General features: G+C 41.8%; 26 protein-coding genes. 13 read left to right on the top strand and 13 right to left on the bottom strand.

Going from position 1 to position 26,431, the window contains the following annotated elements; all coding sequences use genetic code 11:
- Positions 1–582 carry an RNA polymerase sigma factor RpoE gene (rpoE, locus tag L3V38_RS00910; protein ID WP_036969086.1) on the bottom strand — a complete coding sequence of 194 codons (582 nt, stop codon included), beginning with the start codon at positions 580–582 and terminating at the stop codon, positions 1–3.
- A 400-nt stretch (positions 583–982) separates the two neighbouring features.
- Between rpoE and nadB the strand changes: the two genes are divergently transcribed.
- Complete coding sequence (gene nadB, locus L3V38_RS00905; RefSeq protein ID WP_237118101.1) at positions 983–2,605, top strand: L-aspartate oxidase; 1,623 nt, start codon at positions 983–985, stop codon at positions 2,603–2,605.
- 374 nt (positions 2,606–2,979) lie between these two features.
- Here the strand turns inward: nadB and L3V38_RS00900 are convergent, their stop codons facing one another.
- Complete coding sequence (locus tag L3V38_RS00900; RefSeq protein WP_237118100.1) at positions 2,980–3,231, bottom strand: succinate dehydrogenase assembly factor 2; 252 nt, start codon at positions 3,229–3,231, stop codon at positions 2,980–2,982.
- Between the two features lie 120 nt (positions 3,232–3,351).
- Here L3V38_RS00900 and ygfZ point away from each other — a divergent pair, with 120 nt between their 5' ends.
- Together ygfZ and L3V38_RS00890 are read left to right on the top strand one after the other, a co-directional pair.
- Positions 3,352–4,263: a tRNA-modifying protein YgfZ gene (gene ygfZ / locus L3V38_RS00895; RefSeq protein WP_237118099.1), complete on the top strand. Its 912-nt coding sequence runs from the start codon at positions 3,352–3,354 to the stop codon at positions 4,261–4,263.
- 12 nt (positions 4,264–4,275) lie between these two features.
- On the top strand, positions 4,276–4,761 hold the full coding sequence (locus L3V38_RS00890) for a peptidylprolyl isomerase (RefSeq protein WP_054554327.1): 486 nt from the start codon (positions 4,276–4,278) through the stop codon (positions 4,759–4,761).
- A gap of 70 nt (positions 4,762–4,831) precedes the next feature.
- Here L3V38_RS00890 and L3V38_RS00885 read toward each other — a convergent pair whose 3' ends face one another.
- The 5 genes from L3V38_RS00885 to L3V38_RS00865 all read right to left on the bottom strand — a co-directional run bounded on the left by L3V38_RS00885 (position 4,832) and on the right by L3V38_RS00865 (position 10,926).
- The gene (locus L3V38_RS00885; RefSeq protein WP_130150416.1) at positions 4,832–5,308 is read right to left on the bottom strand and encodes a hypothetical protein; all 477 of its coding nucleotides are present in this window, start codon (positions 5,306–5,308) and stop codon (positions 4,832–4,834) included.
- A 14-nt stretch (positions 5,309–5,322) separates the two neighbouring features.
- Entirely contained in the window at positions 5,323–6,105 is a 783-nt protein-coding gene (locus tag L3V38_RS00880; RefSeq protein WP_237118744.1) for a DUF481 domain-containing protein, read from the bottom strand.
- Positions 6,106–6,176: 71 nt separating this feature from the next.
- A complete protein-coding gene (locus L3V38_RS00875; RefSeq protein ID WP_130150414.1) occupies positions 6,177–6,497 on the bottom strand; it encodes an HI1450 family dsDNA-mimic protein in 321 nt (106 codons plus the stop codon).
- 106 nt (positions 6,498–6,603) lie between these two features.
- On the bottom strand, positions 6,604–9,714 hold the full coding sequence (locus tag L3V38_RS00870; RefSeq protein ID WP_237118098.1) for a multidrug efflux RND transporter permease subunit: 3,111 nt from the start codon (positions 9,712–9,714) through the stop codon (positions 6,604–6,606).
- A gap of 9 nt (positions 9,715–9,723) precedes the next feature.
- Positions 9,724–10,926 (bottom strand): efflux RND transporter periplasmic adaptor subunit, encoded by a 1,203-nt coding sequence (locus L3V38_RS00865; RefSeq protein ID WP_237118097.1) that lies wholly within the window; start codon positions 10,924–10,926, stop codon positions 9,724–9,726.
- A gap of 269 nt (positions 10,927–11,195) precedes the next feature.
- On the opposite strand from L3V38_RS00865, the gene L3V38_RS00860 reads away from it, so the two are divergent.
- The 7 genes from L3V38_RS00860 to L3V38_RS00830 all read left to right on the top strand — a co-directional run bounded on the left by L3V38_RS00860 (position 11,196) and on the right by L3V38_RS00830 (position 17,362).
- Positions 11,196–11,987 carry a crotonase/enoyl-CoA hydratase family protein gene (locus tag L3V38_RS00860; RefSeq protein WP_130150412.1) on the top strand — a complete coding sequence of 264 codons (792 nt, stop codon included), beginning with the start codon at positions 11,196–11,198 and terminating at the stop codon, positions 11,985–11,987.
- A gap of 69 nt (positions 11,988–12,056) precedes the next feature.
- Positions 12,057–12,410: a CidA/LrgA family protein gene (locus tag L3V38_RS00855; RefSeq protein WP_237118096.1), complete on the top strand. Its 354-nt coding sequence runs from the start codon at positions 12,057–12,059 to the stop codon at positions 12,408–12,410.
- Positions 12,400–13,107, top strand: a complete 708-nt coding sequence (locus tag L3V38_RS00850; RefSeq protein WP_237118095.1) for an LrgB family protein — start codon at positions 12,400–12,402, stop codon at positions 13,105–13,107. The genes L3V38_RS00855 and L3V38_RS00850 overlap by 11 nt, the downstream gene beginning before the upstream one ends.
- 34 nt (positions 13,108–13,141) lie before the next feature.
- Positions 13,142–13,981 carry a mechanosensitive ion channel domain-containing protein gene (locus tag L3V38_RS00845; protein WP_237118094.1) on the top strand — a complete coding sequence of 280 codons (840 nt, stop codon included), beginning with the start codon at positions 13,142–13,144 and terminating at the stop codon, positions 13,979–13,981.
- 100 nt (positions 13,982–14,081) lie between these two features.
- Positions 14,082–15,233, top strand: coding sequence for a PepSY-associated TM helix domain-containing protein (locus L3V38_RS00840; protein WP_237118743.1), 1,152 nt, complete (start codon positions 14,082–14,084; stop codon positions 15,231–15,233).
- Complete coding sequence (locus tag L3V38_RS00835) at positions 15,233–15,703, top strand: hypothetical protein (protein WP_237118093.1); 471 nt, start codon at positions 15,233–15,235, stop codon at positions 15,701–15,703. Before L3V38_RS00840 ends, L3V38_RS00835 begins: the two co-directional genes overlap by 1 nt.
- A gap of 246 nt (positions 15,704–15,949) precedes the next feature.
- Positions 15,950–17,362 carry a family 43 glycosylhydrolase gene (locus L3V38_RS00830; protein ID WP_237118092.1) on the top strand — a complete coding sequence of 471 codons (1,413 nt, stop codon included), beginning with the start codon at positions 15,950–15,952 and terminating at the stop codon, positions 17,360–17,362.
- Positions 17,363–17,394: 32 nt separating this feature from the next.
- Here the strand turns inward: L3V38_RS00830 and L3V38_RS00825 are convergent, their stop codons facing one another.
- Together L3V38_RS00825 and L3V38_RS00820 are read right to left on the bottom strand one after the other, a co-directional pair.
- On the bottom strand, positions 17,395–18,144 hold the full coding sequence (locus L3V38_RS00825; protein ID WP_130150405.1) for an RIO1 family regulatory kinase/ATPase: 750 nt from the start codon (positions 18,142–18,144) through the stop codon (positions 17,395–17,397).
- Between the two features lie 87 nt (positions 18,145–18,231).
- A complete protein-coding gene (locus L3V38_RS00820) occupies positions 18,232–18,696 on the bottom strand; it encodes a MarR family transcriptional regulator (protein ID WP_130150404.1) in 465 nt (154 codons plus the stop codon).
- Positions 18,697–18,807: 111 nt separating this feature from the next.
- Between L3V38_RS00820 and L3V38_RS00815 the strand changes: the two genes are divergently transcribed.
- The 3 genes from L3V38_RS00815 to L3V38_RS00805 are packed head-to-tail and all read left to right on the top strand — an operon-like array spanning position 18,808 to position 21,159.
- Positions 18,808–19,956: a hypothetical protein gene (locus L3V38_RS00815; protein WP_237118091.1), complete on the top strand. Its 1,149-nt coding sequence runs from the start codon at positions 18,808–18,810 to the stop codon at positions 19,954–19,956.
- A 47-nt stretch (positions 19,957–20,003) separates the two neighbouring features.
- Complete coding sequence (locus tag L3V38_RS00810; protein ID WP_237118090.1) at positions 20,004–20,894, top strand: dienelactone hydrolase family protein; 891 nt, start codon at positions 20,004–20,006, stop codon at positions 20,892–20,894.
- 49 nt (positions 20,895–20,943) lie between these two features.
- A complete protein-coding gene (locus tag L3V38_RS00805; protein WP_237118089.1) occupies positions 20,944–21,159 on the top strand; it encodes a hypothetical protein in 216 nt (71 codons plus the stop codon).
- 70 nt (positions 21,160–21,229) lie between these two features.
- Here L3V38_RS00805 and L3V38_RS00800 read toward each other — a convergent pair whose 3' ends face one another.
- The 4 genes from L3V38_RS00800 to betB all read right to left on the bottom strand — a co-directional run bounded on the left by L3V38_RS00800 (position 21,230) and on the right by betB (position 26,430).
- Entirely contained in the window at positions 21,230–21,937 is a 708-nt protein-coding gene (locus tag L3V38_RS00800; protein ID WP_237118088.1) for a TorF family putative porin, read from the bottom strand.
- A 12-nt stretch (positions 21,938–21,949) separates the two neighbouring features.
- The gene (locus L3V38_RS00795) at positions 21,950–23,167 is read right to left on the bottom strand and encodes a BCCT family transporter (RefSeq protein ID WP_130150399.1); all 1,218 of its coding nucleotides are present in this window, start codon (positions 23,165–23,167) and stop codon (positions 21,950–21,952) included.
- 129 nt (positions 23,168–23,296) lie between these two features.
- Positions 23,297–24,967: a choline dehydrogenase gene (gene betA / locus L3V38_RS00790; protein WP_237118087.1), complete on the bottom strand. Its 1,671-nt coding sequence runs from the start codon at positions 24,965–24,967 to the stop codon at positions 23,297–23,299.
- On the bottom strand, positions 24,967–26,430 hold the full coding sequence (gene betB, locus L3V38_RS00785) for a betaine-aldehyde dehydrogenase (RefSeq protein ID WP_237118086.1): 1,464 nt from the start codon (positions 26,428–26,430) through the stop codon (positions 24,967–24,969). The genes betA and betB overlap by 1 nt, the downstream gene beginning before the upstream one ends.
- Position 26,431 lies beyond the last annotated feature (1 nt).

Raw genomic sequence — 26,431 nt, 5'->3', positions numbered from 1 at the left:
CTAAGACTCACCTATTAATGGATTTAATTTATTATCAATCGCTTCGCGGGCACGGAATATACGTGAACGTACAGTTCCCACGGGGCAATCCATAACCACGGCTATTTCTTCATAGCTCATCCCTTCTATCTCTCGAAGGGTAATCGCAGTTTTCAGATCTTCAGGCAAACTATCAATTGTATTAAAAATTACAGCACGTACTTCGTCACTGAGTAACAGATTCTCTGGCGATGCGTTAGAACGCATTGCATCTGCACTGTCATAAAACTCAGCTTCTTCTGCATCAACATCGTTCGCTGGGGGCTTTCGGCCCTGAGCAACTAAGTAATTTTTAGCACAATTTACGGCGATACGGTATAACCAAGTATAAAAGGCGCTGTCCCCTCTAAAGTTAGGTAACGCCCGATAAGCTTTAATAAAAGCTTCTTGAGCGACATCAGCAACATCACCTTGATTCGACACATAACGTGAGATCAAGCCTGCGATTTTATTCTGATATTTTCTAACTAATAGGTTGAAGGCGTTTTTATCTCCTTGCTGGACCCTTTTAACTAGCGCTAAATCCAAATCCTGCTCGCTCATTCGAGCCGGTACTCCTCTGTTTGATTCTTGCTTGCTATTCATATACTCGCCATTGTTTACACAAACTCTGACTGCACGATGAATATAAAAGTTCAGTTTAAAATGTTTTTTTTATAAGATAGCATGCAAATATATTGAGTTATACCGTTCTTATTTGCGTAAAACTTCAAAAATAGCTTTAAAATCAACAGCTATTCTAATTCAAAGCTATTCTACATTTGTGCAAAACAGTTGATAGTACACTGTTTATATGACAAAAAATCTAATAAGATTGGTATAACATTTAAAATAACTAATAGTGCTACAGCAAATATGGTACATATACATATATCATATCAAAATATTTTTGCTCAAACTTTTGCACTATCAGCTGAGCATTGTAACCGCTAAGACCACAGACATGAACCAAAATAAACATCACATTACTGATGTCGCTATCATTGGCAGCGGCGCCGCAGGCCTTTCCCTTGCCTTATCACTCGCTAATCACTGTAAAGTAACCGTATTAAGTAAAGGGGCACTTACAGAAGGCTCTACATTGTATGCACAAGGCGGTATTGCGGCGGTTTTTGATAAGAAAAATGACAGCATTGAATCTCATGTTGAGGATACACTTGATGCAGGTGGTGGCCTGTGTGACCGTGATGCGGTTCACTACACTGCAAGCAACGCTAAAAAGTGTTTAAAGTGGCTTATTGAGCAAGGTGTGCCTTTTGACATGGAATTTGACTCAAAGGGCAAAGAACGTTTTCACCTAACCCGTGAAGGCGGCCATAGTCATCGCCGCATTCTGCACGCTGCTGATGCAACGGGTCGTGCTGTACAAACAACACTTATCAGCCAAGTACAAGCACACCCTAACATCACGTTATTAGAAAACTACAATGCGATTGATTTGATCAGCGATAAAAGCCTTGGCAAAAAAGGAAAGCATATCCATGGCTTATATGTCTGGAATTGTGAAGATAAAAAAGTAGAAACGATTGCTGCTAAGTTCGTCGCGCTTGCAACTGGCGGTGCAAGCAAAGTGTACTTATATACCTCTAACCCAGATGTATCGAGTGGTGATGGTATTGCGATGGCGTGGCGCTCTGGTTGTCGAGTGGCGAATATGGAATTTAACCAATTCCACCCGACGAGTTTATATCACCCAGAGCTGCAAAACTTTTTGATCACAGAAGCAATGCGCGGTGAGGGTGCGTATTTAAAACGCCCTGATGGCACACGCTTTATGAAAGATTTTGACGAGCGCGAAGAGCTTGCGCCTCGTGATATTGTCGCTCGCGCTATCGACTTTGAAATGAAACGCCTTGGTGCAAACTGTGTCTATTTAGATATCAGCCACAAAGATAAAGATTTTATTATTGAGCACTTCCCAACTATCTACGCAAAGTGCTTAAGTGTTGGTCTTGATATAACGAAAGAAGCGATTCCAGTCGTCCCTGCCGCGCATTATACGTGCGGTGGTGTCATGACTGACTTTAATGGTCGAACAGATCTCGATAATTTATATGCCGTGGGTGAAGTCGCTTATACAGGTCTTCACGGTGCAAACCGAATGGCGAGTAACTCATTACTTGAGTGTATTGTGTTTGCCCATGCTGCGGCAAAAGACATTTTAAGCAAAATTGACACCTCACCTGCGCCAGAACCATTACCTTTATGGGATGAAAGTCGTGTCACTAACTCAGATGAAGAAATCGTTATAACCCACAACTGGCATGAGCTAAGGTTATTTATGTGGGATTACGTGGGCATTGTGCGCTCAACCAAGCGCTTAGAACGCGCACTGCATCGCGTTGAATTACTGCAGCAAGAAATCCATGATTACTATGCAAACTTTAGGGTTACAAATAACTTACTAGAACTTCGTAACTTGGTACAAGTTGCGGAGCTGATTATTCGTAGTGCCCTTGAGCGTAAAGAAAGCCGCGGGCTTCATTATACAATCGACTACCCAAATCAAACTGAAAACCCCACACCGACTATATTAACACCTAAGCTGGTTGCTGCACTGCAATAACCGCTCGTCGCAAACGAGAAAAACTTAGCTCATCAACACTGGCTGACGAGATAATCAGCCAGTGTGATTGATAAAAGCCAATTAATCTTATAACTACATGATTTGCAAATACATAGCTCTTGGGACTTATTTTACCTTGCAGTTGTAATTGTTCATTAAAAAAACCTAACTGCGATTGCTGCAAAATAATAACTCCCTCACTGGGCTGTGCTTGTTTTACTTTTTTAAAACAAACAACACCAATCACAAGGCAAGCAAAACAGGCTAAAAGCTCTGATAAGATATGACTATAAGAAAAGTATAATAATAGGGCTAGAAAACAAAAGAAGACCACAAAAGGTTTGTGGTCTGGGAAGTTATTTTTGACGGTAAACCTATACACGAACTCGGTCTAAAATAAGCGTCACCATGCTCTTGAGCTCTGCATCTTTACATTCTTCGTGACCCATAAACCATGCAAATAAATCAGGATCATCGCACTCAAGTAGGCGTTGAAATACAGCTTGCTGCTCTGTAGATAGTGAGTCAAACGCTTGTTCAACGAATGGCATGAATAAAACATCAAGTTCGAGCATACCACGGCGGCACGCCCAACGAATGCGTTCTTTACTGTGAATTTCAGTCATTTTAAACCTCGTACTTATTTGTCTGCAGTTTAACAAATTGCAATCGAATAAACAGCTATTTAAATTGCCACCCTAACTAAGTTATCATTAGGGTTCACTTATATCGTAAAGAAGGTTTTTATGTCGACTGTTTACGCATGCCCATTATCTCATACGCTTATTAGCCTTTCAGGTAAAGATAAGCTGTCATACCTTCACGGGCAAGTTACTCAAGATATCAATAAGCTAAGTAACGATAACTTCTTATGGGCAGGACACTGTAATGCCAAAGGTAAACTTTGGGGTGTGTTCAAGCTATTTACATACCAAGATAGCTACTACCTAGTTGGCTCTAAACCTGAGGTAGCACAATCTTTGGTCGAATTAAAAAAGTATGCTGTATTCTCTCAAGTTGAGATTGAGCAATCTGATAAACCGCTTATTGGCTTAACCGGTGAAGATCTTACCTCAACCCTCGCGTTATTGAATATCCATTTTAATGATACTCAGACTGCTGTTGATTTTGCAGGAGGCAAAGCACTAAAGCTTGCAGAAAACCGCGTATTATTGATGGTAAATAATGACTTTAGCTTACCTGACGATATCACCGCACTTGATAATGACAGCATGTGGCAAGAAGCAGCAATCACTGCCGCTGAACCCTCTTTAAATGAAGATGCTATTGGCGAATATGTACCGCAAATGGTTAATTTACAGGCTATAGGTGGTATTAGCTTCAGAAAAGGCTGTTATACAGGGCAAGAAACCGTCGCCCGTATGAAGTATCTCGGAAAAAATAAACGCGCCATGTATATCGTCGCAGGTAAAGCCGATGGTTTACTCGATGAACTAGAGCTTGAAACACAAATGGGCGAAAACTGGCGCCGTGCAGGCAAGCTTATCAGCCAAAGTTATAATCAACAAACGCACACTCTTGTGGGCCTTGTAGTCTTACCAAATGACAATGAAACAGGCCACGTATTACGTGCAAAACACCTCCCTCAGGTTGAGCTATCAATTCAAGCTCTACCTTACTCTCTCGAAGATGAATAAATAGGAATGACTATGATCGTAGCAGCAAACAAAGTGGTAAAAATGCATTATTCAGTATTGGATAATAACAAAAATACCATCGACAATTCTTTCGATGGTGAACCACTGGTGTTTATCGTGGGCACAGGATTTTTAATCCCAGGTCTTGAAAACGCGCTACTCGGTAAAGAAGCCGGTGATACATTCAGTGTGACTGTAGAGCCAGAACAAGGCTATGGTGAGCGTCACGACGACCTAATGCAAGCAGTGCCAAAGTCGATGTTCGAAGGCATGGAAATTGAAGTAGGTATGCAATTTAGAGCAACAACTGATGCAGGCGATCAATCAGTCATGATCATTGAAATCCAAGATGAAGACGTGATTGTCGATGGTAATCATCCTCTTTCAGGTATTACGCTTCACTTTGATGTTGAAGTACTCGAAGTACGCGATGCCACAGAAGAGGAGCTTGCACACGGTCATGTGCACGGCGAAGGTGGTTGTGGTCACAGCCACTAAACCTGACTATAAAAAAAGCGCCATTGGCGCTTTTTTTATATCTACACTATGCCCTACAGAAGCGTATCACTTACTCAGGTTCTGCGCTCACTTCTTCCTTTGCTTTTGGCATAGCTTCAGGCTGAGTTATATGCGTTTTAAGCGCAGCAAGTAAACCAGCTTGATCATTGGTGCCTAAACGGTAATATGTACCATCTTTCATTGCCAGTTCGACTGCACTGAACCCTGAAACACTATAAACCCACCCATCATGCGTAATGCGCAGACCTACACCATGCCGAAATGAGTTACTTACCGCTCGAACAGACTCAATCTCATCAAAGCTAACGGTTTTACCAAACACACCTGGCCCAAATGCCCAACTTACCGTTTTATCACTTACTTTTATTGTTAAGCCATGGAACAAAAAGCCCACCAGCACTAGAATTGCGCTAAACACCATAAGAGGTATATCGGCGCCAATTAAATTCCAAGCTAAGGCAATAAAAGCGCCTATCCAGCCTAAAACAATAAAGATAAATAGTGCATATTGCTTATGTTGATACATAAAGAATTCTCTAATTAAAAGCTATAAACAAAGGTTGCACTGAGCTCTGAATCATACTTAAGCTTGTCTTCCTCTGGTTTTGAGTTATAACGGTACATATAGGTAAATTTAAGCGATACATCACCCATGATTTTGCTGATCAGCGAGGTTTCTGATTTTAGTCGCGAGTTTAACCCAGACATAGATTGCTCATAACTTACATCTTGGTTAAAACGTGTGCGTGCAGATACCGTGCGCTCCCACTGCAGAGCTAAGCGCAATAAGTAGCCGGTTTTAGTTTCATCCTCTTCGGTTGCCATATCTTCATCGGCAACTGAGCGGTAAAGGCCGGGCCCAACATCTATATCAACCTTGTTCTTGCTACCTTGGTATATGCGATTACCATAACCTGTAGCCACAGTGCTTTTAAACTCTAAGCCACTAAACTCATCTTCTTCATAATCAGCATAAATAAAGAAAGATTCATTTTTAACGTTTAGCTTGTAGTTACCCTGCCCTGATATAAAGATTCGATCAGCTGAAACTTCATCATCACCAGTTTCGTCATTACGGTCTCGTTTATATAGGGTGTCTATTTTGAATTGGTTACGCCATTTTTCAAAATCCTGATACAGGTTACCTTTATATTTAAAGCTGGTTGAATGTGTATTACCACTACTAATCATAAAGCCAAATTCCATATCCCCATAAAGCATCTCGCCCTTATGGATTTTATGGATTTCTTCTTCAGATAGCTGACCATACTCATGAAAATCTTCAAATGGATCAACAGCGGCAACCTGCCAGCTAGTCAGCATAAAAGCGACTAAAAGCGCACGTTTTAGTGTATAAAAGCAACTCGGGATTAAATCAAACATCGGCGGAAAATTTATTCGCTATCTTTCCAAAGAATATGACAAAAAGGCGCATCTTTATCTCGGCTAATTAAAATTTTGGCAAACAGAATATCTTGATTATCAAACTCAAGTCCTACTAAGACTTGCACAAACAGCTCAGGTTCAATCTCTAATGCAACAAAATCTTGCCATTGATTATCCGGTTCACCTTCTTCAATAAAACCGAGCTCTTCGCGGTGTTCATTAAAGTCAGCAATATCTTGCTCGCTTAAGTTGTCAGGTGCTAATTCTAAAAATATATCATACGCCTGATGTGTTACTTCTTCTTCACTGTATAAGCGTGGACCAGCCATGACCAAAACCCTCTGATATTTGAATTAAGCTATGATAACAAACCTCTTTTGAGTTTTACCAAAAAAAAAGCCAGGTTACCCTGACTTTTTTATTTTTCGCTGAAGGCTATGAAGATGCTTGCCCTTTTATTTTTTCACGCATCCCCTGCACAAGGGTATAAAATAATGGCACCAACAATGTACCAAATATCGTAGCAGCTAACATACCGAACAGCACAGTTACACCCAGTGATATTCGACTTCCAGCGCCTGCACCGCTTGCAAATACTAAAGGTAATACGCCAAGCACAAACGAGAGGGCTGTCATTAGCACCGCTCTAAAACGCATTTTCGCCGCATTTAATGCTGCTTCGAGAATTCCTTTACCCGCTGAGCGTTCTTCCATAGCAAACTCAACGATCAGAATAGCAGTTTTAGTTGATAGGCCAATTAACAACACAAGACCCACTTGTGCATAGATATTGTTTTCCATACCAATTACATATAACGCAAGCATTGCACCAAATAACGCCAGTGGTACGGCCGCAATGACCGAAAATGGAATCGTCCAACTTTCATATTGTGCGACTAAGAATAAATAAACAAAAACAACCGCTAAACCAAATAGAATCGGTGCAACATTACCTGCTTCTATTTCTTGTTTAGATTGCCCAGCCCATTCATAAACATAACCCGTTGGCAGCTGCTCAGCTAATTCTTGCATGACTTTTATCGCATCACCACTTGAGTAACCCGCTGCGGGCTGCCCGCTAATACTCGCACTGCGGTATAAATTAAAGTGCGTTAAGCTGGTTGGGCCAAGGATTGGCTCAAGCTTAGCAAGCGTGGTAAGCGGCACCATTGCACCTTCATCATTACGCACATAGTAATATTGTAAGTCGGCAGGGTTTTGACGAAAACGACTCTCCGCCTGCATGATCACTCTGTATGTGCGACTAAATTGATTAAAGTCATTAATATACAATGATCCTAATTGTGCCTGTAAAGTTAAGAAAATATCGCTAAGTGCCACCCCTTGGGCCTTGGCCTTATTGCGGTCAATCTCTAAAAAGTATTGCGGCACATTTGCTCTAAATGTGCTGTATACATTAGAAAGCTCTGGACGCTGATTTGCCTCATAAATAAGTCCATTTAATACCTGGGCAAGCTCAGCGGGCTCACGCCCTTCACTATCTTGCAACCTAAATTCAAAACCAGCACTGGTACCTAGCCCTGGGATTGATGGGGGGTTAAATGCCATTATCTGTGCATCTGGCATCGCCCAAAACTGCCCCATTAAACGTGTTAGTACCGCACGCAAACCAAGCTCAGAGCTAGTTCGCTCTTCCCAGTCTTTTAACACCACAATCCCTAATGCATTATTTGAACCTGCACCACCTAGTAAGGAAAACCCAGACACAGCTATAAAATCAGTCGCTGCGGGTTCATTTTTTACAATATCCCCTAATTTATGCATCACCTCTTGAGTACGATTACTTGCTGCTGCGTCTGGCAACTGCACATCAACGAACAAAAAGCCTTGATCTTCTGCTGGTACAAATCCTGTAGGAACCGTTTTTACAAGCCACCCTGCGGCAGCAAAAATCACCACAGCGAAAAGTGCCATTCGCGCAGAGCGCTTTAAGATAAAATTAATTACTTTGCTATACCCGCTGGTTGAGCGTGTGATCACATTTTCGAAAGGAGCCAACCACTTTATTGGTTTCATAGCTTTTTCATTTAATAGCAAAGCACACAGCGCAGGACTTAAAGTAAGTGCATTAACAGATGAAATAAGTACAGCGAATGAAATCGTTACGGAGAATTGTTTATAAAGCTCTCCGGTGATCCCTGGCATAAATCCAACAGGCACAAATACCGCTAATAACACAAGGGTGGTTGCAACAATGGGGCCTGATACCTGCTCCATTGCTTTAGTAACGGCTTCTTTTATTGGTAGTTTTTCTTCTTTTAGGATCCGCTCAACATTTTCGATAACGATAATAGCATCATCAACCACAATCCCGATTGCCAGCACCAAACCAAAAAGCGTAATTAGGTTGATGGAATAACCCATCATCATCATAAATGCGAAGGTACCCACCAAAGACACCGGAATCGCAACGGTAGGAATCAGTGTTGCGCGCCAATTTTGCAAAAACAAAAACACCACTAAAATAACCAAACCAACGGCTTGTACAAGTGTTATTACCACTTCTTCAATTGAACGGTTAATAAATTCAGTTGTATCATAAGGAATTGAGTACTCAATACCATCAGGTAGCTGCTTTGCTAGCTCCTCCATACGCGCTTTAACATCGGTAGCAACTTGTGTCGCATTCGCCTCAGTTAGCTGATAAATAACAATAAACGCAGTATCTTGCTGGTTTAATTTGGCGGTCGTACTGTAGCTCGCGGCTCCCATTTCAATGCGCGCGATATCATTTAAACGCACAAAATTACCATCTTTATTTGCGCGAATAATAGTTTGACCAAACTCCTCTGGTGTCTTTAAACGCCCCTTCGCCTGAATTGAGTATTCAAATTGCTGGCTAGGCCCTGTTGGTGCCGCACCCAACTTACCGGCCGCCACTATGGTGTTTTGCTCTTGTAACGCAGCTTGTACTTCCGCCACCGTAAACTCTAAAGAAGCCATTCTATCGGGACGCAGCCATAATCGCATCGAGTACGTCTGCTCCCCCATAACCTCTGCTGAGGCCACACCATTGATACGCCCTAAAGGCTCAGTTAAATAATTTGTCGCGTAGTTACTTAGAAAAATAGCATCAATATTATCTTTGCTTGAATAAAGGTTAATACCTAAAAGCATTGAGCTTGATTTTTTCTTAACCGACACCCCTTGACGCTTCACTTCTTCAGGCAAACCTGACTCAGCCAGTGCGACACGATTTTGCACATTAACCTGTGCTATGTCCGTATCAGTGCCGACTTTAAAGTAAACGGTTATATTCGCAGTACCGTTATTAGATGAAGTTGACTCGATATACATCATATCTTCAACCCCATTGACCTGTTCTTCAATAGGTCTAATAACGGACTCTTCGACTATTTGCGCACTCGCACCAGGATAACTGGCTGTAATTTGTACTTGTGGCGGGGTGATTTGCGGGTACATATTAACCGGCAATAAAGCCATCGATATTAAGCCCGCAATCGTAATAACAATAGATATAACCAGTGCAAACTTAGGGCGAGATATAAATGTTTTGCTAATCATCTCATACTCCTAAGAGTTTGCTTTATTAGAAATAGTGCCTGTTGTGGCATCTACTTTCTTTTCCACAGCCTTAACTTCTGCACCTTGCCGTACTTTTTGCAGGCCTTCAATAATCACCTTTTCCCCAGCTTCAAGACCTGATTCAACCACCCACATGGCATTGATACGGCGGCCAAGTTCAACAATACGCATGGCGACTTTATTATCATCACCAACAACCAGTACAAATTTACCCTGTTGATTTTCTTGCACGGCGACTTGTGGGATCAGTGCAAGTTCTTTTTTATTGGTACTCTCTACGATTAAAGTGACAAATAACCCTGGCATCACAATACCATCGGGATTATCAAACGAGGCTCTAAGTTCAACCGTACCAGTATTACGGTTAATTTTAGTATCAGCAAAATCTAATACACCCTTTGCAGGAAAGGTCGAATTATTCGGTAAGCGTAGTGTTAAATCTATTGGTACATCTCGCGGGTCGCGACCTGACGGTGTCTGGTGCTGTTGACGATAACTAATGTAATCTGCCTCTTCTACCTGAAAACTCACATAGATAGGGTTAACATCTGTCAGCTCTGCAAGTTCATTTGATGATGGCCCAACAATATTGCCAACATCATAATTTACTTTACCAATGCGCCCACTGAATGGCGCTTTAATTTCGGTATAGCTTAAATTTAACTTCGCTTTCTCAAGCTCTGCTTCTGCCGCTTTAACCGCCGCAGTTGCTTGCTCAAAATTGGTCGTTAATTTGTCGAGGTCAGATTGAGAAATAAACCCTTGTGACGCAACATCTTTGCCGCGCTTTAAATCTCGCTCAGCTGCACTGGCCGCTGCGATACGGCTTTTTAAATCAGCTTCAACTTCAGTGACCGTTGAACGATACTCTGAAGGGTCAATACGAAGTAATAACTGATCTTTTTCAACAGACGAACCTTCGTCAAAGTGACGCTCAATAAGCTCACCTTCAACTCGCGCTCTAATTTTAACCTCTTGAAATGCCTCGGTTCGTGCTACAAATTCGCGGTAGTTACCGACCTCTTGTGTATTTACATTGTATACAGAGACAGCAGGGGGTGGTGTTGCTTGCTGCTGAGACTTGTCATCTGAACAACCTGTAAGTAAGACACTTAATGCCAATGCATATACTGTTGTTGTTATAGATTCAGTTGATAGCTTTTGCATGCGTTGTGTATTGCGCATCAGCATATTTTTTACTCCTTGTAGCGCGACTTAAAGCTAAGTCTAGTCGTGTCATGGGATTTTGCGAAAATTTGAAGCAGTATCTTATTAATCGCAAAACCGAACTAGCTGTAAACCAGCATCTTTGTTTTAAAAATATACATCAATTTGTAACCAAATATATGACGAAGTTACTCTTTTTTAATAAATCACCTAATTCTTTGTCACACATCAGCATTTCTTTACATACATGTGATTAGTTCGTAAGCTCTAGCAAACAGGTCAGAGGAGTTACCATGATAAAACTAGAAATAAAACAACAGGTCGCTTGGGTTAGCCTTGCCCGTGCCGAGAAACAAAATGCACTCAGTTTTGCTATGTTTGTGGAGCTTTCAAATGTAATCAAAAAAATTAAAAACGATCGTAGTTTGCGTGCTGTGGTGATCTCTGGCGAAGGCGAGCACTTTTGCTCTGGGCTTGATGTTGCTGCGGTGATGAAAAAGCCGAGTAATATCATCAAACTATTATTCAAGTGGTTACCAGGAAACCAAAACCTCGCGCAAAAAGTGGTGTTAGGTTGGCAAGACTTAAGTATCCCGGTGATAGCTAAAATTACCGGGCATTGCTTTGGCGGCGGTATGCAAATCGCGCTCGGGGCTGATTACCGTATTGTCGATAAAAACGCAAAGTTAGCAATTATGGAGGCTCGCTGGGGTTTGTGTCCTGATATGGGGGCTAACGTTGTGCTTGCAGGCTTAATGAAGCGTGACCAAGCACTTTGGCTTGCAAGCCATGCAGGGCCCGTTTCGGCTGAAGACGCTAAAGAATATGGCTTGGTTACGCAACTGACTGATGATGTCGATAAACAAACCGATGCTGTACTTGAAACATTGATGGCCCGCTCACCCGATACACTCGCAGCAATTAAACGCATTACTCAGCAAAGCTATCGCTCACAGCAACGTAAAATTCTTGCTAAAGAAACTTGGAGCCAAATTCGCTTACTAATGAATCCGAATACCAAAAAGGCAATTGCGAAAGCCAAAGGCGCTGAAGATGTCCAATTTAATAATGCTAAATCATGGTAAGCTAAAGTCGCATAGTACAGCTGACAAGGGTATGATGTAGTTGTACTTTATTCGCAATTATCCTGACTCATGAAATACCTAATCAGTAGCGCCATTATTCTTGCTTGTTTAGCCGTTGCTAAGTATTTAACGGCTTTGTTTGAAAGCAGTTTTCCAGCTCCATTACTCGGTATGGTCTTGTTACTCGTATTACTTTTAACAGGTATAGTAAAAGAGCACCATTTAAAGCCGACAGCCAGCCCTTTACTCAATTATATGCCATTGTTTTTTATTCCTGCGGGGGTCGGGATTATTGAACACTTAGGTTTAATTGCTGAGCACTGGCCTTTATTACTGACTATCTTTATTGTTGTGCCACTGACAAGCGTTGTATTGATTGGCTCTGTTATCGCTTACTTTAAGGGGCGTGAAAATGACAGCTAGCTTTTGGTGGTTAAGCGTTCCATTAGTTATTGCTCTTTTCCTAGCACTGCGTTTTTTAAACACTAAAACACACCATGCTATTGCAAAAGCACTTACCAACCCAGTTTGCTGGGCAATTGTGCTAATTGCAGCGTGTTTAATGATACTCAAACTCCCCTACGCTCCATTCGCTGAGCACACTAATGTGCTAAGTTGGTTACTTGAACCCGCTATTGTGGCTTTAGCTCTACCGCTTTATCAGCAGTTTATACATGTTAAAAAGAATCTACTGTTAATTCTGATAAGTTGCAGTTTAGGGGTAATCAATGCCACGCTGGTTGCATCGATTATTTGCGCTTTGTTTTCCGCGCCTGCAGAACTTAGTGCATCCTTGGCTAGTTTGTCAGTAACCACACCTATCACTTTACTGGTTACCGATGCACTTGGCGGTATTCCTTCTTTAGCAGCGGCTATGGTGATTTTTATTGGTGTACTTGGGGCAATTTTCGGTAATTTAATTTTCTCGCTAATAAATATACATAATGCACAAGCTAAAGGTGTCGCAATTGGCACTGCTTGTCATGCTATTGGCACTGCTTCTCTTATAACAGAGCAACCGAAGGCTGGCGCTTTTGCATCTGTAGCTATGGCATTGAGTGCGCTATTAAGCGCTTTAATCGTCCCCTTACTCTACCCCGCCATTCAACATCTGATATAGTAATGACCAGCAGTAAACCTTGTTAGGAAAAGCCATGATTGACGCAGAATTACAACAAGTGGAAAAATACTATAACCTGATCACCGAATATTTAGTGACCTACAGCATGCAAATAGTGGGTGCGATCTTAATTTTGGTATTTGGCTTGTGGATTTCACAAAAAGTATCAAATATGGTGGCAGCCTTAATGCAGCGCCATAATATAGATATTACCCTCACAAACTTTATCAGCAATGTTATAAAAGTCTTGCTGATCATCATGTTCCTCATTATTGCGCTGGGTAAAATAGGCATCAGTGTTACTCCTTTTGTGGCTGCTATAGGTGCCGCCTCATTAGGTGCAGGTTTAGCACTGCAAGGAATGCTTTCAAATTATGGTGCAGGGCTTGCAATTATTGCAACGCGGCCTTTTGTAGTAGGCGATACAATTGAAGTAAAAGGGGTGAGCGGACAAGTTAAAACAATTGAGCTCGGCTACACTATTTTGATTAACGAAGAAAAAGTCGAAATCACCATTCCTAACAAACATATTGTTGGCGAAATTCTGCATAACTCGTTTAGCTATTCACTCGTAAAAGGCGAAATTGATATAGCTTATGATGCAAATGCTGACTTGGCTATTGAGCTGATCGAGACCGTTTTAAACGATCATGAGCTGGTTGCCGATACACCACACTCACAAGTCGGTATTGAGCGCTTTGCCGAAAGCGGTGTCACCTTGAGCTATCGTTTTTGGGTACCAACCACCAAAATTATTGAGACTAAATTAGCGATAAATCGTAATGTATTTAAGGCAATCCAAGGGGCGGATATCGAAATACCTTTCCCACAACGGATTGTTACTCTCAATCAAACTAATGATAAAGGCGCTTAAGGCGCCTTTTTTGCAGCTTGTCGACAGAGATTGTGTTTGTTCAAAAGATTGTAGTACAATTTAAATGATAACAATTACTATCATCAATTAACGTCGGGCTATTTTTACCATGAGTAAACGTCTTTGGTTCCAACTACATGGTTGGTTTTCGCTCCCAGTATGGGTGCTATTTTGCTTTATCTGTGTCACAGGCACTGTGTCTGTGATAAGCCATGAGCTTACTTGGCTTACTAACAGTGAAGCACGTGCAAACAACCCAAATGACTTACCTGCACTGGGGGTTGATCAAGTTATTAATAGCGTTGAGAAAGCCTACCCGACCGCCGATGTAATGAGTGTGCTCACCTATGAGCCTTACTTGGTTAATGCGGTTATTTTCACTGATACCGACAAACCTTATGCTGTGGCTTACGTCAATCAATACACAGGCGAAGTACAAGCGGTTAATGACACTATCTCATTCATCGAATTTATGCGTACCCTACACGGCTGGCTATTCTTTCCTTGGCAAGAAGGCTACAGCATAGGTTACTACTTAGTCAGCGCCATGGCGTTTGTCATTTTAGGTGCACTAGTAACAGGCTTAGTGATTTATAAAAACTTTTGGCGTGCATTCAGTCAACCTAAGCTGCGTTTTAATCAAGGTAAAAAAACCTTTCTTAAAGATTTACATACCCTAAGTGGCGTGTGGTCAATTTGGTTTATGGCAGTAATGGCACTCACAGGCCTGTGGTATTTAGTACAAGCCATCATGTGGCATAACGAAATAGACATAGAAGAGCACGCGCCGCTAGTGGCGGTTTCAACTTTACCTGCGGACAAACAAACACCGCCTACCGATTTAAAAGCGGCACTGGCTATTACCAAAGAGAAATACCCAGATTTCAAACCTAGCTATGTGATGCTACCAGAGCATAACCGCGGCATGTTTAATATTATGGGCAGTGGCGATACTATCTTCTACGATAACTACGCTTACTCAACGTCAATCAATCCTTGGACGGGTGAAATTGCAGCAAGTAAAAGTCCTGAAACAATGTCGGGGCTACAAACCATTTCGCATATAACTGATCCACTTCATTACGGTAATATTGGCGGCCTGTGGACAAAGGTTATTTGGTTTATCTTTGGTTTGATTTTAAGTGGTATGTCAATCACTGGCTTTATGATGTATGCCGCTAAATTAGTTAATAATAAACCAGTAAAAGCGCGTCAGGCTGCGCCAGTAAATAACGTTCAGGAGGCAAACTAATGGCTCGTTTACAAGCGACTTGGTGGCAACGTAAAAAGTATGTTTTACATGCTGTGGTACTCGCTTTGCCTGTGTGGTTTATTTATCAGTCATTAAACCCTCAGTTTCCTGCACTTTGGCAAGAGCAACAAGTGGGCGAATTTAAAATCGCGCCAATGCCACTGAATGAAGATGCTCCTTACTCACACCACAATGAGTATGTTAAAGATTTCTTTATCGCCTTTAATCAAGGTGACATAAGCAATGTTCGTCAGGCATATTTAAATATTGGCCAAGCACCTTTACCACTAACAGTATTTGCAAAAGATGAAGAAGGCATAATGCATGGCACCAGTCACGGTCAGCATGCCCACGCGATAGCTCCTAAAACCATCTCAGCAGATGATAAACTGTGGATCACCATACAAACTTGGCAAGGCCAACTGCATACCCTCAAATGGGATATTCCCAGCCAGTTTATTAGTCAATAATATCTGAAAGGCCACTCACCGAGTGGCTTTTTTATATCTCTGAAAAAACCTTTATCTCCTCCAAAACAATCAAAAGTAAAATTTTTGTTAATTATTTTCATTCAACACCTTTACAAAAGTAATAATATAATAAAGTATTATAAATAGTTTTTTATCAACATCAATGCCTTCAATTGATGTTGGTCAGAACTCATCCAAGGAGCTAAACACACAAGGAAAGCTCAATAACAATGATTTGGAGACACAATGATACTTTCAAGAAAAGCGCTTGCAGCGCTCAGCTTTGCAACAACACTCATACTTCCCAGTGCTTATGCGATTGATAATGGCGTATACACGATTAAATCAAAGTACAGCGCTAAGTTTGTAGAAGTAGCTAGCGCGCAAACCAATGATGGTGCGAATGTCAGTCAGTGGGCTGACACAAATCACGACACGCAGCGCTGGTTAATTACCAACATAGGTGGCAGCAACTATTCGGTTATTAACTTAAACAGTGGTAAAGCCCTCGAAGTGTTTGATTTTTCAACGGCCGATGGCGGTAATGTGGTGCAGTATGAATATGCAAACATTGCTAGCCAACACTGGCAAATTAATGATGAAGGCAGCGGTTATGTTAGCTTTATTAACTTAAACAGTGGTAAGGCTCTCGACTTATATGGATTCGATGGTAACGATGGCGCGAACATTAGTCAGTGGAGCTACAACGGCAGCGATGCGCAGCAATGGCAACTCACCAAACTTGCCAATGTTGAATCCACTCCCTTTGATCCATCGACCACCAATGGTGCTGCTGATCATTGGCCACTCACAGGCAATTTAGTTACCCACGATCCTACCATTGGTTACGAGAATGGTACTTGGTGGATATTTCAAACAGGCCCAGGTATTTACGGTAAATATTCAAGCAATGGCGTGGATTGGAATGATGCGCTGCCAATTTTTTCAAATGGTTTGAGTTGGTGGAGTAACTATGTGCCAGATCATGATGGAATTGATGTCTGGGCGCCTGAATTAAAAAGCTACAATGGCCGCAGCTGGCTCTATTATGCTATTTCGACCTTTGGTTCACGTGTCAGTGCAATTGGCCTTACCTCAGCAAGCAGTGTAGCAACCGGTGATTGGCGTGATGATGGTTTAGTCATTAACACGACTAATAGCAATGATTACAACGCGATTGACCCTGATCTTGTGGTGGCAAAAGATGGTGCACCTTGGCTTGCATTTGGCTCATGGAATTCGGGTATTAAACTAACGCGTATTAACCCAATGACAATGAAACCATTTGGTCAAATCTACTCATTAGCAAGTCGCTCAGGTGGTATTGAAGCGCCGACCATAGTGTATCGCCAAGGCTACTACTATTTGTTTGTGTCGGTTGGCAAATGCTGTGATGGCACAAATAGCACATACCGTATTGCTTACGGGCGCTCTACCGACATTCGAGGTCCGTATCTAGATAAAAATGGCACCGACATGTTAGCCAGCGGCGGTAGCATTCTTGATGCGGGTAATAGCCAATGGGTAGGGCCTGGTGGACAGGACATTCTAAATACCGATGTAATTGTTCGTCATGCTTATGATGCAGGCGATAATGGCACACCCAAATTGCTCATCAGCACCCTTAATTGGGATGCGAATGGCTGGCCTAAATACTAGTTCTCCCCACTAAGCGCGTGCAAACGCGCTTTTTAAAATCGTTCTAAAATACTGCGAATAAACTCAGAATTTAATATCTGTGTCACCACGCCACCGCACCACACATACGCACGATGCAAAGGGTAGCCTTTAAAAATCCAACGTTTACGCACATGATTAAAGTCATGCAAATAATCAGCCTTCGCCTGTGGTAATGAGTCACCTGCCAGTTTTTGCCACGCTTTATAAACCCCACTCATATCAGCACCACGCATAAAACGCTGTAACCAACGCGGAAAGCGTGAAAAACGAATCGCCGACTGAAAATCAATAATATAAGGCTTACCCTCTTTTGAACAAATCACATTACCCAGATTACGTAAATCAAGGTGTACCACGCCACGACGGTGCATTTTCGCTACCATACGTTCGAAGTCTTTGAAAAAACGAGCTGGCAAATGTGCTTGCTGTTGGGCAAGCTGCTTAAGTGGTGTGCCCTCAATAAAGTCATAAGCAATAGCAATTGGCGATAAACGGCAAAAATTATCTACTACTCCGTCTACATCTTGCAGGCGTGCGAGTCCCTTGTACTCTTGATTAATAAAAAGCGGCGCAATGGTTTTTCTTACCCACCAAGGACTATGCTGAAAGTCTTTGATAATGAAATCAAACTGCGAGTCTTTGTAACGATAAACTATGGCATTAGCGAACCGACCGGTATGAACAATAGACAAGCTTTCATGGCTAAATTGATGAGTAGGGAATTGAGCCTGAAGCTGCGCGAGCAAAGATGATTCGAACATAGCAACCTGTCACTTGTTAAAATTAAATGCCTAGGCAACTATATTATCAAAATGCGTCAGCGGCGACAATGTACCGCTTAGAGAAATTTATGCTTTTAAATTATGAATTGCTCTAAACAACAAGCTAGCAAGTTGATTTTGCTCTAGTTCAGAGAAGCCAGCGAGCGCTTTTCGATATATCTCATTAACTGCGGGTAAAATTTCAGGGTAAAGCTGTTGGCCTTTCTCTGTAAGACATAAAAGAGTTGAACGCCTATCTTCAACTGACTGTTTTTTAGCGACCAACCCTTTATCTTCTAGGCGAGTGATTAAACGACTCATGGCCCCACGGTCGTACACCATGTGCTCACATAGCTCAGCTAAAGTGTTTACTTTACCTCGTGCAAGTAATACCACCACAATATATTGAGCTGATGTTAGCTCTTTATCTTCAAGAGCGTTATCAAGATGCGTAACTAAGTTGGAGCGTAAATAAGACACTAAACGCCCTAAGTCTTGGACTGGGTCTAAATCTTCAGCGCGGCACTGTCCAATTGATGCAGATTCTTTCATATTTCCTCAACAAAGATTAATAGCAATTCATTGACAGTTAATACCTAAAATAATTCAATCTTAGTCATAATTGGTGTAGCGTGAGTCAGGTATTTAAACTTCGGGGGTAGTATGCTTAGTAAACAGCACATTATAAAGTATTTAGGTCTTTTTGTACTCTTGTTACTGTGCTGGTTAGAGCAGTTCCAACATTATATAATGAGTTTTATCGATAGCGCTTTAGTGCAGTCAACCGTGGTGTATGCCTCGTCTCGTACAATTAACGCCGCTATTTCGTTATTACAATCTGCCGAAGTGGGCATTGGTATTGCGAGTATTCAGCCAGCACAACTACTTGATCCTGTTAATGATCTGGCTGAGTACATGTCAGATGCTATGCGCCTTGCAATAGGTTCACTATTTTTACAGCGAATTTTATACACGATCTCATCTGGTGTGATTTTTAATAGCGTATTTACTATTTCAGTCATTGCTTACCTTTTTTGTGAATGGCGCAATATCTATCCAAATCTTCGCCACAAACTTCTGGCAAGCCTTATTTTAATTCGCTTTCTCGTTCCCGCTATCGTCTTAAGCACAGGACTTATCAGCCAAGTTTTTTTAGATGAACAAATTAACTCACAAAGCCAACTGGTCAGTGAAAAAGTTGATACTGTCAGCGCTAATGCTACACAAACTTCTGCATTATCAGCACAACTCAAAGCTAAAGTTGATAGTCAAAAGCAAGCCGTGTTCGATAAACTCGATGTCTTGAATCAACAACAGATAACAAACCACCAGCAAGCGACTGAGTTAAAACTGCAACTGGCAGAACTGGATTCCCAGATTGACACTATTCAGTCTACACGCAGCCTTTCTGAGCGTTTAACGTTTACTGAACTTGAACAAGCTAAGCCGCTGCTCGCCAAAAAACAGCAAATAACAACTAAGCTACACGCTTTATCCGCTCAACAAGGGACACTTAATCAAGAAAAAGATGCGCTAAACCAGCAACTCGTGGAAATAAATGAGCAACTCAACACAAATGATGCGAGTAAAGTGAGTAAAATTATCGACACCGTTACCACAGGGATAGGAAATATGGTAGCAGCCGTTGAAGATCTTTTTATCGACTTTCTTAACCTATTATCATTACTCATTCTCAAGTTATTGTTAATGCCACTCATCTTTTTGTATTTATTCAATAAAGCGTTTAAAGCAATTTGGCATCGCCATTTCATTGATGTATTAATTGAAACAAAAAATCGCGCTATTAATTGATTGTTTTTTGAGCTATGTTGATACTCACAATTATAAAGGAGCTAACAATGAGTAACCAACATAGTCGTCACATTCCTCAAGAAGCATTTGATTGGTACGATGAATACGCCCATGGCTTGATAGACCGCCGTACCTTTATGAAAAAACTAGGCGGCCTAGTTGCACTAGGTTATTCAATGGCTGTTCTCAGTAGTGCCTTGTTGCCAAACTATGCATTAGCTGAACAGGTCTCCTTTAATGATCCTGATATCAAAGCCAGTTACAAAACCTTCAATTCATTCAAAGGTCACGGTGAAGGTAAAGGCTATTTAGTTGAGCCCGCCAACTTATCTGACAAGCATCCTATCGTATTAGTCATCCATGAGAATAGAGGTTTAAACCCTTACATTAAAGATGTTGCACGCCGCCTTGCTAAAGCGGGTTTTATTGCCTTTGCCCCAGATGCATTGCACCCACTTGGCGGTTATCCAGGTAATGACGATGAAGGGCGTGCTATGCAGCGCTCAATGGACAGAGAAAAAATCCAACAAGATTTCGTGGCCGCCGCGAAGTACTTAAAAGAACATCCAAACAGTAATGGCAAACTAGGTGCGGTAGGCTTTTGCTTTGGCGGTTATATGGTTAACTACCTCGCTGCTGTTGAGAGCAAGCTCATTAATGCAGGCGTCCCCTATTACGGCACCCCTGCTGTTAAAGAGCTTAGAGAAAACATAAAAGCACCATTACTTGTCCACTTAGCTGAATTCGATAAACGCGTGAATGATACTTGGCCAGAATATGAAAGTGACTTAAAAGCCCACCAAGTACCTTATACTATGCACATGTACGAAAAAGCGAATCATGGTTTTCATAATGACTCCACATCGCGTTACGATGAAAAACAAGCTGAGCTTTCATGGCAACGTACACTTGCATTCTTTAACGAGCAATTGATTTAATCGAGGCAATTTCATACACTCTCGGAAAAATTTGTAGGCTAGTAAAAAGATGGAATCGCAAATCAGTTACCGCTTTGACTCACAGCAAACCGCTAATCGGTTTTTAAACAAGCTTAAACACTGGTCAGTGGCTAAAGTCACCGCAAGTCTCTGCCAAGGTGGTTTCGGTGTAAAAATACGCTACGAAGTCGATAATAGCGGCTTTGACTACACCCTTGCTGAGCTTGATGATTTAGCGATGCAGCATGAAGGCGAAGAAATCTAGTTATCAAGTAGAAAAACGGCTAACCAAGGTTAGCCGTTTCGTTACTAAAGCTTTACTTATAAAACTGTATTTATAAATCAAAGCTACGCGAGATAGACGCAACAATGCGCTCGTCTGCGGTATCCCAATCAAGGCTGGTATTTTCACCGGCAAGCTCAAAGTCAAAACCTGCAAAGCTTGTTTGATAAGCTATACGATAGTGGTTATATGACTTATCACTGCCATCCCATGTGTACTTATCACCATCAAGTGAATTTGAAATATCAAAGCTTGCACGGATTGCGTGATTTGGTGCAATTTCAAAGGTATGCGCAAGCATAGAAATTACATGCCCTGCGCCAGAACCAAAGTAATCCCAGCTATACCAAAAGTTAAGCTCAGTTTGTCCTAAGCTACTGGCATAACCAAATTTAGTATAAACCTCAGGGTAGTTACCATCGCTTGAATGACCTTCACCATGATATGAATAGTAGGCAATACCATAATCAACGCTCAATGCTTGATTAATCTGCGCGTAGTTACCAAAATACGCATCCCATTCGATATCTGTCCCCTCACCAAAATCCACATTTGAGGCCCACGTCCCCACATACATACCCGAGTCTGCAAACGCATAGTCTAGACTTCCTTGAATAGCAGGATCATTTTGCGTTTGGCTCACGCCATTAAAGGTGTAATCTGATGCAAGTGTCACTGTAGTTGATAAATCAGCCATCGCTGATGTCGATAATAATGCCAATGGCAACGCTGTTGCGAGTAGTGTTTGTCTTGTTGTCATGTTGATTTCCCCTTAGCTAACTGTTTCTATTTTTGTGTAATCTAATTTGTTGTCTTTTGGTGAACCCTCGATATTTTTCACCGTTTTTAACTTGCTGTAGCCAATAAACACAGCGCAGCCAAAAAATAACGCAATCACTAACGCACCAACCCATTGGATTTGTAAAAAGTCGAACTTAAACAACAGGGTCAACAATGAAAGCGCCACCACATTTAAGGCAATATAATTAAACTTACCAAAACGTTTCACCGTTAAGTTTAGGTTATCTGTGTATAAACGGATCAAAGAATCAAGTGAGTTGATCACAAACACCACACCGACAAACACCATAGCGATGTTTTTCAGGCCTGCTGTAGCAATACCCGCTTCATGATATTGATATAAAACGCTAAACCAAATTGCGATTGGAATAGATGGGAAAATCAGCATGGCTGCCAGAACTTGGTAAGTCTTTAGGCCACCCACAAAACGCGAGGTAAATTGACCAATCATGATACTCCAAGCAAACCACCAAAATAGATAAAAGGCATGGTAATCATTCAGCGGTAATACAAATTCATCAATATTACCAAAATAGCCACCAATCAACGCAAGGTTATCAACAAACGCTGATGTTTGTGCATCAGAACCCACAAAGGCACCAAACCACATAAAGGCAATTAAAGCGATAAACAACCAAGTAGTAGAAATACTTAAAAAGCGTACATACTTAATGTCCGTGCTCGAATACACAGCAAAGCAAATTGCTGCAAACACCATTAAGTAAAATGTCGGAATAATTGACTCACCATCACCAAGCGACGGTAAATACCAAGGTAAATTCGACAGCAGTAAAAATGCAGTAAATGCGCATGTACCAATAATAACGATGTTATTAATTAGTTTTACCCAAGCAATTTCGAAGAACTTTACTTTGGGTTCTATTACACAGAAATAAAAGCACGTAAGGAAATAAAATCCCCAGATCAAGAAGCCCCAAAAACCAAACTCGATGGCTAATGGATTGGCAAACGCATACTCTGGGCTTGCTTTTATGTCTGCATAACCTGCAAACTCTGTCAGTGGAAACATAATCAAGCCAACATCTAGGCCCGATGTAAATAAAATTGCAATGAACGTAAACGTTCTAACTGGTGTGACGCCAACACACCTTACCGTACCCCATTTAAATAAAATAACCGCAATTGCTAACAGGGTAAAAATGATGCCAGCACTAAGCCAAAAGGTCATAGTTACCCCCCCAAAATAAGTAATAATACTTCATTGTTTCTCCAGTTTTATTCCTCGCATTAACGCATCACAAACAACTCGTGATGCGCGCCACTGCAAGCCCCACAGCCGAAACTGCGGGTGGCCTTATTAGATCTCCGAACTACGCTGCGTTGATTGCCATTGTTTTTCCATAGCAACATCTGCAGTTGATGCCGATAACACAGGCTTACCTAAAATGTGGTCAGCCGCTTTTTCTGCCACCATAATGGTTGGCGCATTTAAATTACCGTTTGGAACGGTTGGGAAGATAGATGAATCCACAACCCGTAAACCTTCGATACCGTGTACTTGAGTTTGCGAGTTAACCACGGCCATCTCGTCTTCACCCATCTTGCACGAACAAGACGGATGGTAAGCACTCTCAACCGCTTGACGAACAAAGGCATCGATTTGTGCATCGCTTTGAACATCTTTACCTGGTTGAATTTCATCATCGCGATACTCATCAAACGCACTTTGTTCGATAATCTCACGAGTTAGACGTACGCAAGCTCTAAAGCCTTCAATGTCATCTTGATGCTGTAAGTAGTTAAATTGGATCTTTGGTGCAACCTGTGGATCCGCAGACTTAATCGTTACTGCACCACGGCTTTTTGGTTTGTTATGACCAACATGAACTTGGAAGCCATGCCCATCAAAGGCACTCTTACCGTCATAACGAATTGCAGCTGGTAAAAAGTGATACTGAATATCTGGCCATTCAACGCCCGGTTTTGAGCGAATAAATGCACATGATTCAAAGTGATTCGTTGCCCCTAAACCTGAGCGGTTTAATAACCAACGCGCACCTATGAGCCCTTTTGAAACAAGACCTAATTTGCCGTTTAAAGTAATTGGTTGCTTACACTTATATTGGAAGTAAAACTCCAAGTGATCTTGTAAGTTTTGGCCAACACCTGGTAAGTGATGTTTAACCTCAACACCCGCTTCACTCAGGATGTCTTTATCACCAATCCCTGATAATTGCAGAATATGCGGTGAGCCAATTGGGCCCGCACTTAAAATAACGTCTTTTGCTGCAAGTGCTTGCTGCTTAGAGCCAGATACTGAATACTCAACACCAACGGCTTTTTTGCCTTCTAGCAAAACTTTTTCAGCTAAAGCACCAGTGACTAGCGTTAAGTTTTTACGTGACTTAACTGGGTCTAAATACTCACGGCTGGCAGAGCTTCTTACGCCATCTTTAACTGTCATATGCATTGGCCCAAAGCCTTCTTGCTGGGCTGCATTGTAGTCATCAGTCTGCGCATAACCTGCTTGTTGGCCCGCTTTGATAAAGGCTTTATAAAGCGGGTTAGCCATTTCATTACCGTTATTAACCCCCAATGGGCCGCTATCGCCACGGTAACTGTTACCACCTAAGTAGAATGATTCAGCACGTTTAAAGTACGGTAAGCATGCTTGGTAATCCCAACCCTTAGCACCGTGTTGCTGCCACTCATCAAAATCTTTGGCATGACCACGAACATACACCATGCCGTTAATCGATGACGAGCCACCTAACACCTTACCTCGTGGGCAGTGCATCTGGCGGTTATCTAAATATGGCTCTGGCTCAGTATGAAATTGCCATGCATATTTGTCGGTATTCATTGGGATTGATAGCGCGGTAGGCATCTTTATAAAAATGCTTTTATCGCTACCACCCGTTTCAAGTAGTAACACCTTATTAGAAGGGTCTGCTGATAGTCGGTTTGCCAACACGCAGCCTGCTGAGCCAGCACCGACTATGATGTAATCATAGTTCTGTGTACTCATTAAAATGGACTCTCTATATTGCTCATACCCACATAAATCGATTTAGTTTGGGTATAGTGATCCAAGGTTTCGATACCGTTTTCACGGCCGATACCTGATTGCTTATAACCGCCTACTGGCATTTCTGCAGGTGAATTACCATAGCTGTTTATCCAACAAATACCGGCTTGTAATTGGTGGATCACGCGGTGTGCGCGCTGAATATCTTTAGTGAACACACCTGCGGCTAAGCCTAGGTGGGTATCGTTTGCACGCTGAATAACGTCATCTTCATCATCAAACACCAACACGCTCATTACTGGGCCAAAGATCTCTTCTTTCACTATGGTCATGTCGTCTTTACAGTCGACAAAAACAGTCGGTTCAACAAAGTAGCCACTAGGTGCTGATGCAGGTGACAGAGCCTTACCGCCGGTTAATAAGGTTGCACCTTCTTGAATACCTTTATCGATATAGCTAAGTACAAGCTCTTGGTGCTTTTTAGAGATAAGCGCCCCTAAATTCACCTCAGGATCCATTGGATCGCCAGCAATAATATTTTGCTCAGTGCGTGTTTTCAGCTCATCAATAAACTGCTGATAAACATTTTTGTGCACATAAATGCGCGTACAGTTAGTGCAGATTTCGCCTTGCGTATAAAAATTACCTAGCATTGCCGCACTAACAGCTTGTGATACATCAGCATCATCAAAAACTAATAACGGTGACTTACCGCCAAGCTCCATGGTCACATCTTTCAGTGAACCAGCAGCACTTGCCATTACTTTTTTGCCTGTGCCCACTTCACCAGTGAACGACACTTTTTCAATATTTGGGTTTGCTGTTAACCATTGCCCTACTTCAGCAGCACCTTGCACAACGTTGAATACGCCAGCAGGTACACCCGCTTCGATGAAAATCTCTGCAAGTTTAATTGCACCAAGTGGTGTTTCTTCAGAAGGTTTGAAAATAACCGCATTACCCGCAGCCAGTGCAGGGCCTGATTTCCAACACGCAATTTGTAGTGGGTAGTTCCATGCGCCAATACCGGCACAAATACCTAAAGGCTCTTTACGTGTGTAGTAAAAATCATTGCCAACCATTTGCTGCTGACCCACTTGCGCAGGAGCAAGACCAGCAAAATATTCGATAACATCAGCACCTGTTTCAACATCGACACACTCAGCTTCTTGCCAAGGCTTACCCGTATCAAGTACTTCTACTTTTGCCAGTTCATCGTTACGTTCGCGTAAGATTGCCACGGCTTTTAATAAAATACGGCTACGCTCAATTGGCGTCATTGCAGACCATGCTGCAAACCCTTGTTTTGCGCTTTCGATTGCCGCGTTTTGAATAAACTCATCAGCGATTTCAACGTGATAAATCACTTCATCCGTTGCAGGATTCTTAACTGCAAAGGTATCGCCAGTTTGATTCTTTAGAAAATGGCCATTAATAAAATTTTCGTAAACAGGTGTGGTCATT

The organism is Pseudoalteromonas sp. L1 (assembly GCF_021728095.1).
Taxonomy (GTDB): domain Bacteria; phylum Pseudomonadota; class Gammaproteobacteria; order Enterobacterales; family Alteromonadaceae; genus Pseudoalteromonas.
The sequence above is the reverse complement of the archived record's forward strand: the minus strand, read 5'-3'. Positions and strand labels throughout refer to the sequence as shown.

Coding starts and splice junctions, on each gene's coding strand:
- rpoE (WP_036969086.1), bottom strand. CDS start 582: ATGAGCGAGCAGGATTTGGATTTAGCGCTAGTTAAAAGGGTCCAGCAA.
- nadB (WP_237118101.1), top strand. CDS start 983: ATGAACCAAAATAAACATCACATTACTGATGTCGCTATCATTGGCAGC.
- L3V38_RS00900 (WP_237118100.1), bottom strand. CDS start 3,231: ATGACTGAAATTCACAGTAAAGAACGCATTCGTTGGGCGTGCCGCCGT.
- ygfZ (WP_237118099.1), top strand. CDS start 3,352: ATGTCGACTGTTTACGCATGCCCATTATCTCATACGCTTATTAGCCTT.
- L3V38_RS00890 (WP_054554327.1), top strand. CDS start 4,276: ATGATCGTAGCAGCAAACAAAGTGGTAAAAATGCATTATTCAGTATTG.
- L3V38_RS00885 (WP_130150416.1), bottom strand. CDS start 5,308: ATGTATCAACATAAGCAATATGCACTATTTATCTTTATTGTTTTAGGC.
- L3V38_RS00880 (WP_237118744.1), bottom strand. CDS start 6,105: ATGCTGACTAGCTGGCAGGTTGCCGCTGTTGATCCATTTGAAGATTTT.
- L3V38_RS00875 (WP_130150414.1), bottom strand. CDS start 6,497: ATGGCTGGTCCACGCTTATACAGTGAAGAAGAAGTAACACATCAGGCG.
- L3V38_RS00870 (WP_237118098.1), bottom strand. CDS start 9,714: ATGATTAGCAAAACATTTATATCTCGCCCTAAGTTTGCACTGGTTATA.
- L3V38_RS00865 (WP_237118097.1), bottom strand. CDS start 10,926: ATGCTGATGCGCAATACACAACGCATGCAAAAGCTATCAACTGAATCT.
- L3V38_RS00860 (WP_130150412.1), top strand. CDS start 11,196: ATGATAAAACTAGAAATAAAACAACAGGTCGCTTGGGTTAGCCTTGCC.
- L3V38_RS00855 (WP_237118096.1), top strand. CDS start 12,057: ATGAAATACCTAATCAGTAGCGCCATTATTCTTGCTTGTTTAGCCGTT.
- L3V38_RS00850 (WP_237118095.1), top strand. CDS start 12,400: ATGACAGCTAGCTTTTGGTGGTTAAGCGTTCCATTAGTTATTGCTCTT.
- L3V38_RS00845 (WP_237118094.1), top strand. CDS start 13,142: ATGATTGACGCAGAATTACAACAAGTGGAAAAATACTATAACCTGATC.
- L3V38_RS00835 (WP_237118093.1), top strand. CDS start 15,233: ATGGCTCGTTTACAAGCGACTTGGTGGCAACGTAAAAAGTATGTTTTA.
- L3V38_RS00830 (WP_237118092.1), top strand. CDS start 15,950: ATGATACTTTCAAGAAAAGCGCTTGCAGCGCTCAGCTTTGCAACAACA.
- L3V38_RS00825 (WP_130150405.1), bottom strand. CDS start 18,144: ATGTTCGAATCATCTTTGCTCGCGCAGCTTCAGGCTCAATTCCCTACT.
- L3V38_RS00820 (WP_130150404.1), bottom strand. CDS start 18,696: ATGAAAGAATCTGCATCAATTGGACAGTGCCGCGCTGAAGATTTAGAC.
- L3V38_RS00815 (WP_237118091.1), top strand. CDS start 18,808: ATGCTTAGTAAACAGCACATTATAAAGTATTTAGGTCTTTTTGTACTC.
- L3V38_RS00810 (WP_237118090.1), top strand. CDS start 20,004: ATGAGTAACCAACATAGTCGTCACATTCCTCAAGAAGCATTTGATTGG.
- L3V38_RS00805 (WP_237118089.1), top strand. CDS start 20,944: ATGGAATCGCAAATCAGTTACCGCTTTGACTCACAGCAAACCGCTAAT.
- L3V38_RS00800 (WP_237118088.1), bottom strand. CDS start 21,937: ATGACAACAAGACAAACACTACTCGCAACAGCGTTGCCATTGGCATTA.
- L3V38_RS00795 (WP_130150399.1), bottom strand. CDS start 23,167: ATGACCTTTTGGCTTAGTGCTGGCATCATTTTTACCCTGTTAGCAATT.
- betA (WP_237118087.1), bottom strand. CDS start 24,967: ATGAGTACACAGAACTATGATTACATCATAGTCGGTGCTGGCTCAGCA.
- betB (WP_237118086.1), bottom strand. CDS start 26,430: ATGACCACACCTGTTTACGAAAATTTTATTAATGGCCATTTTCTAAAG.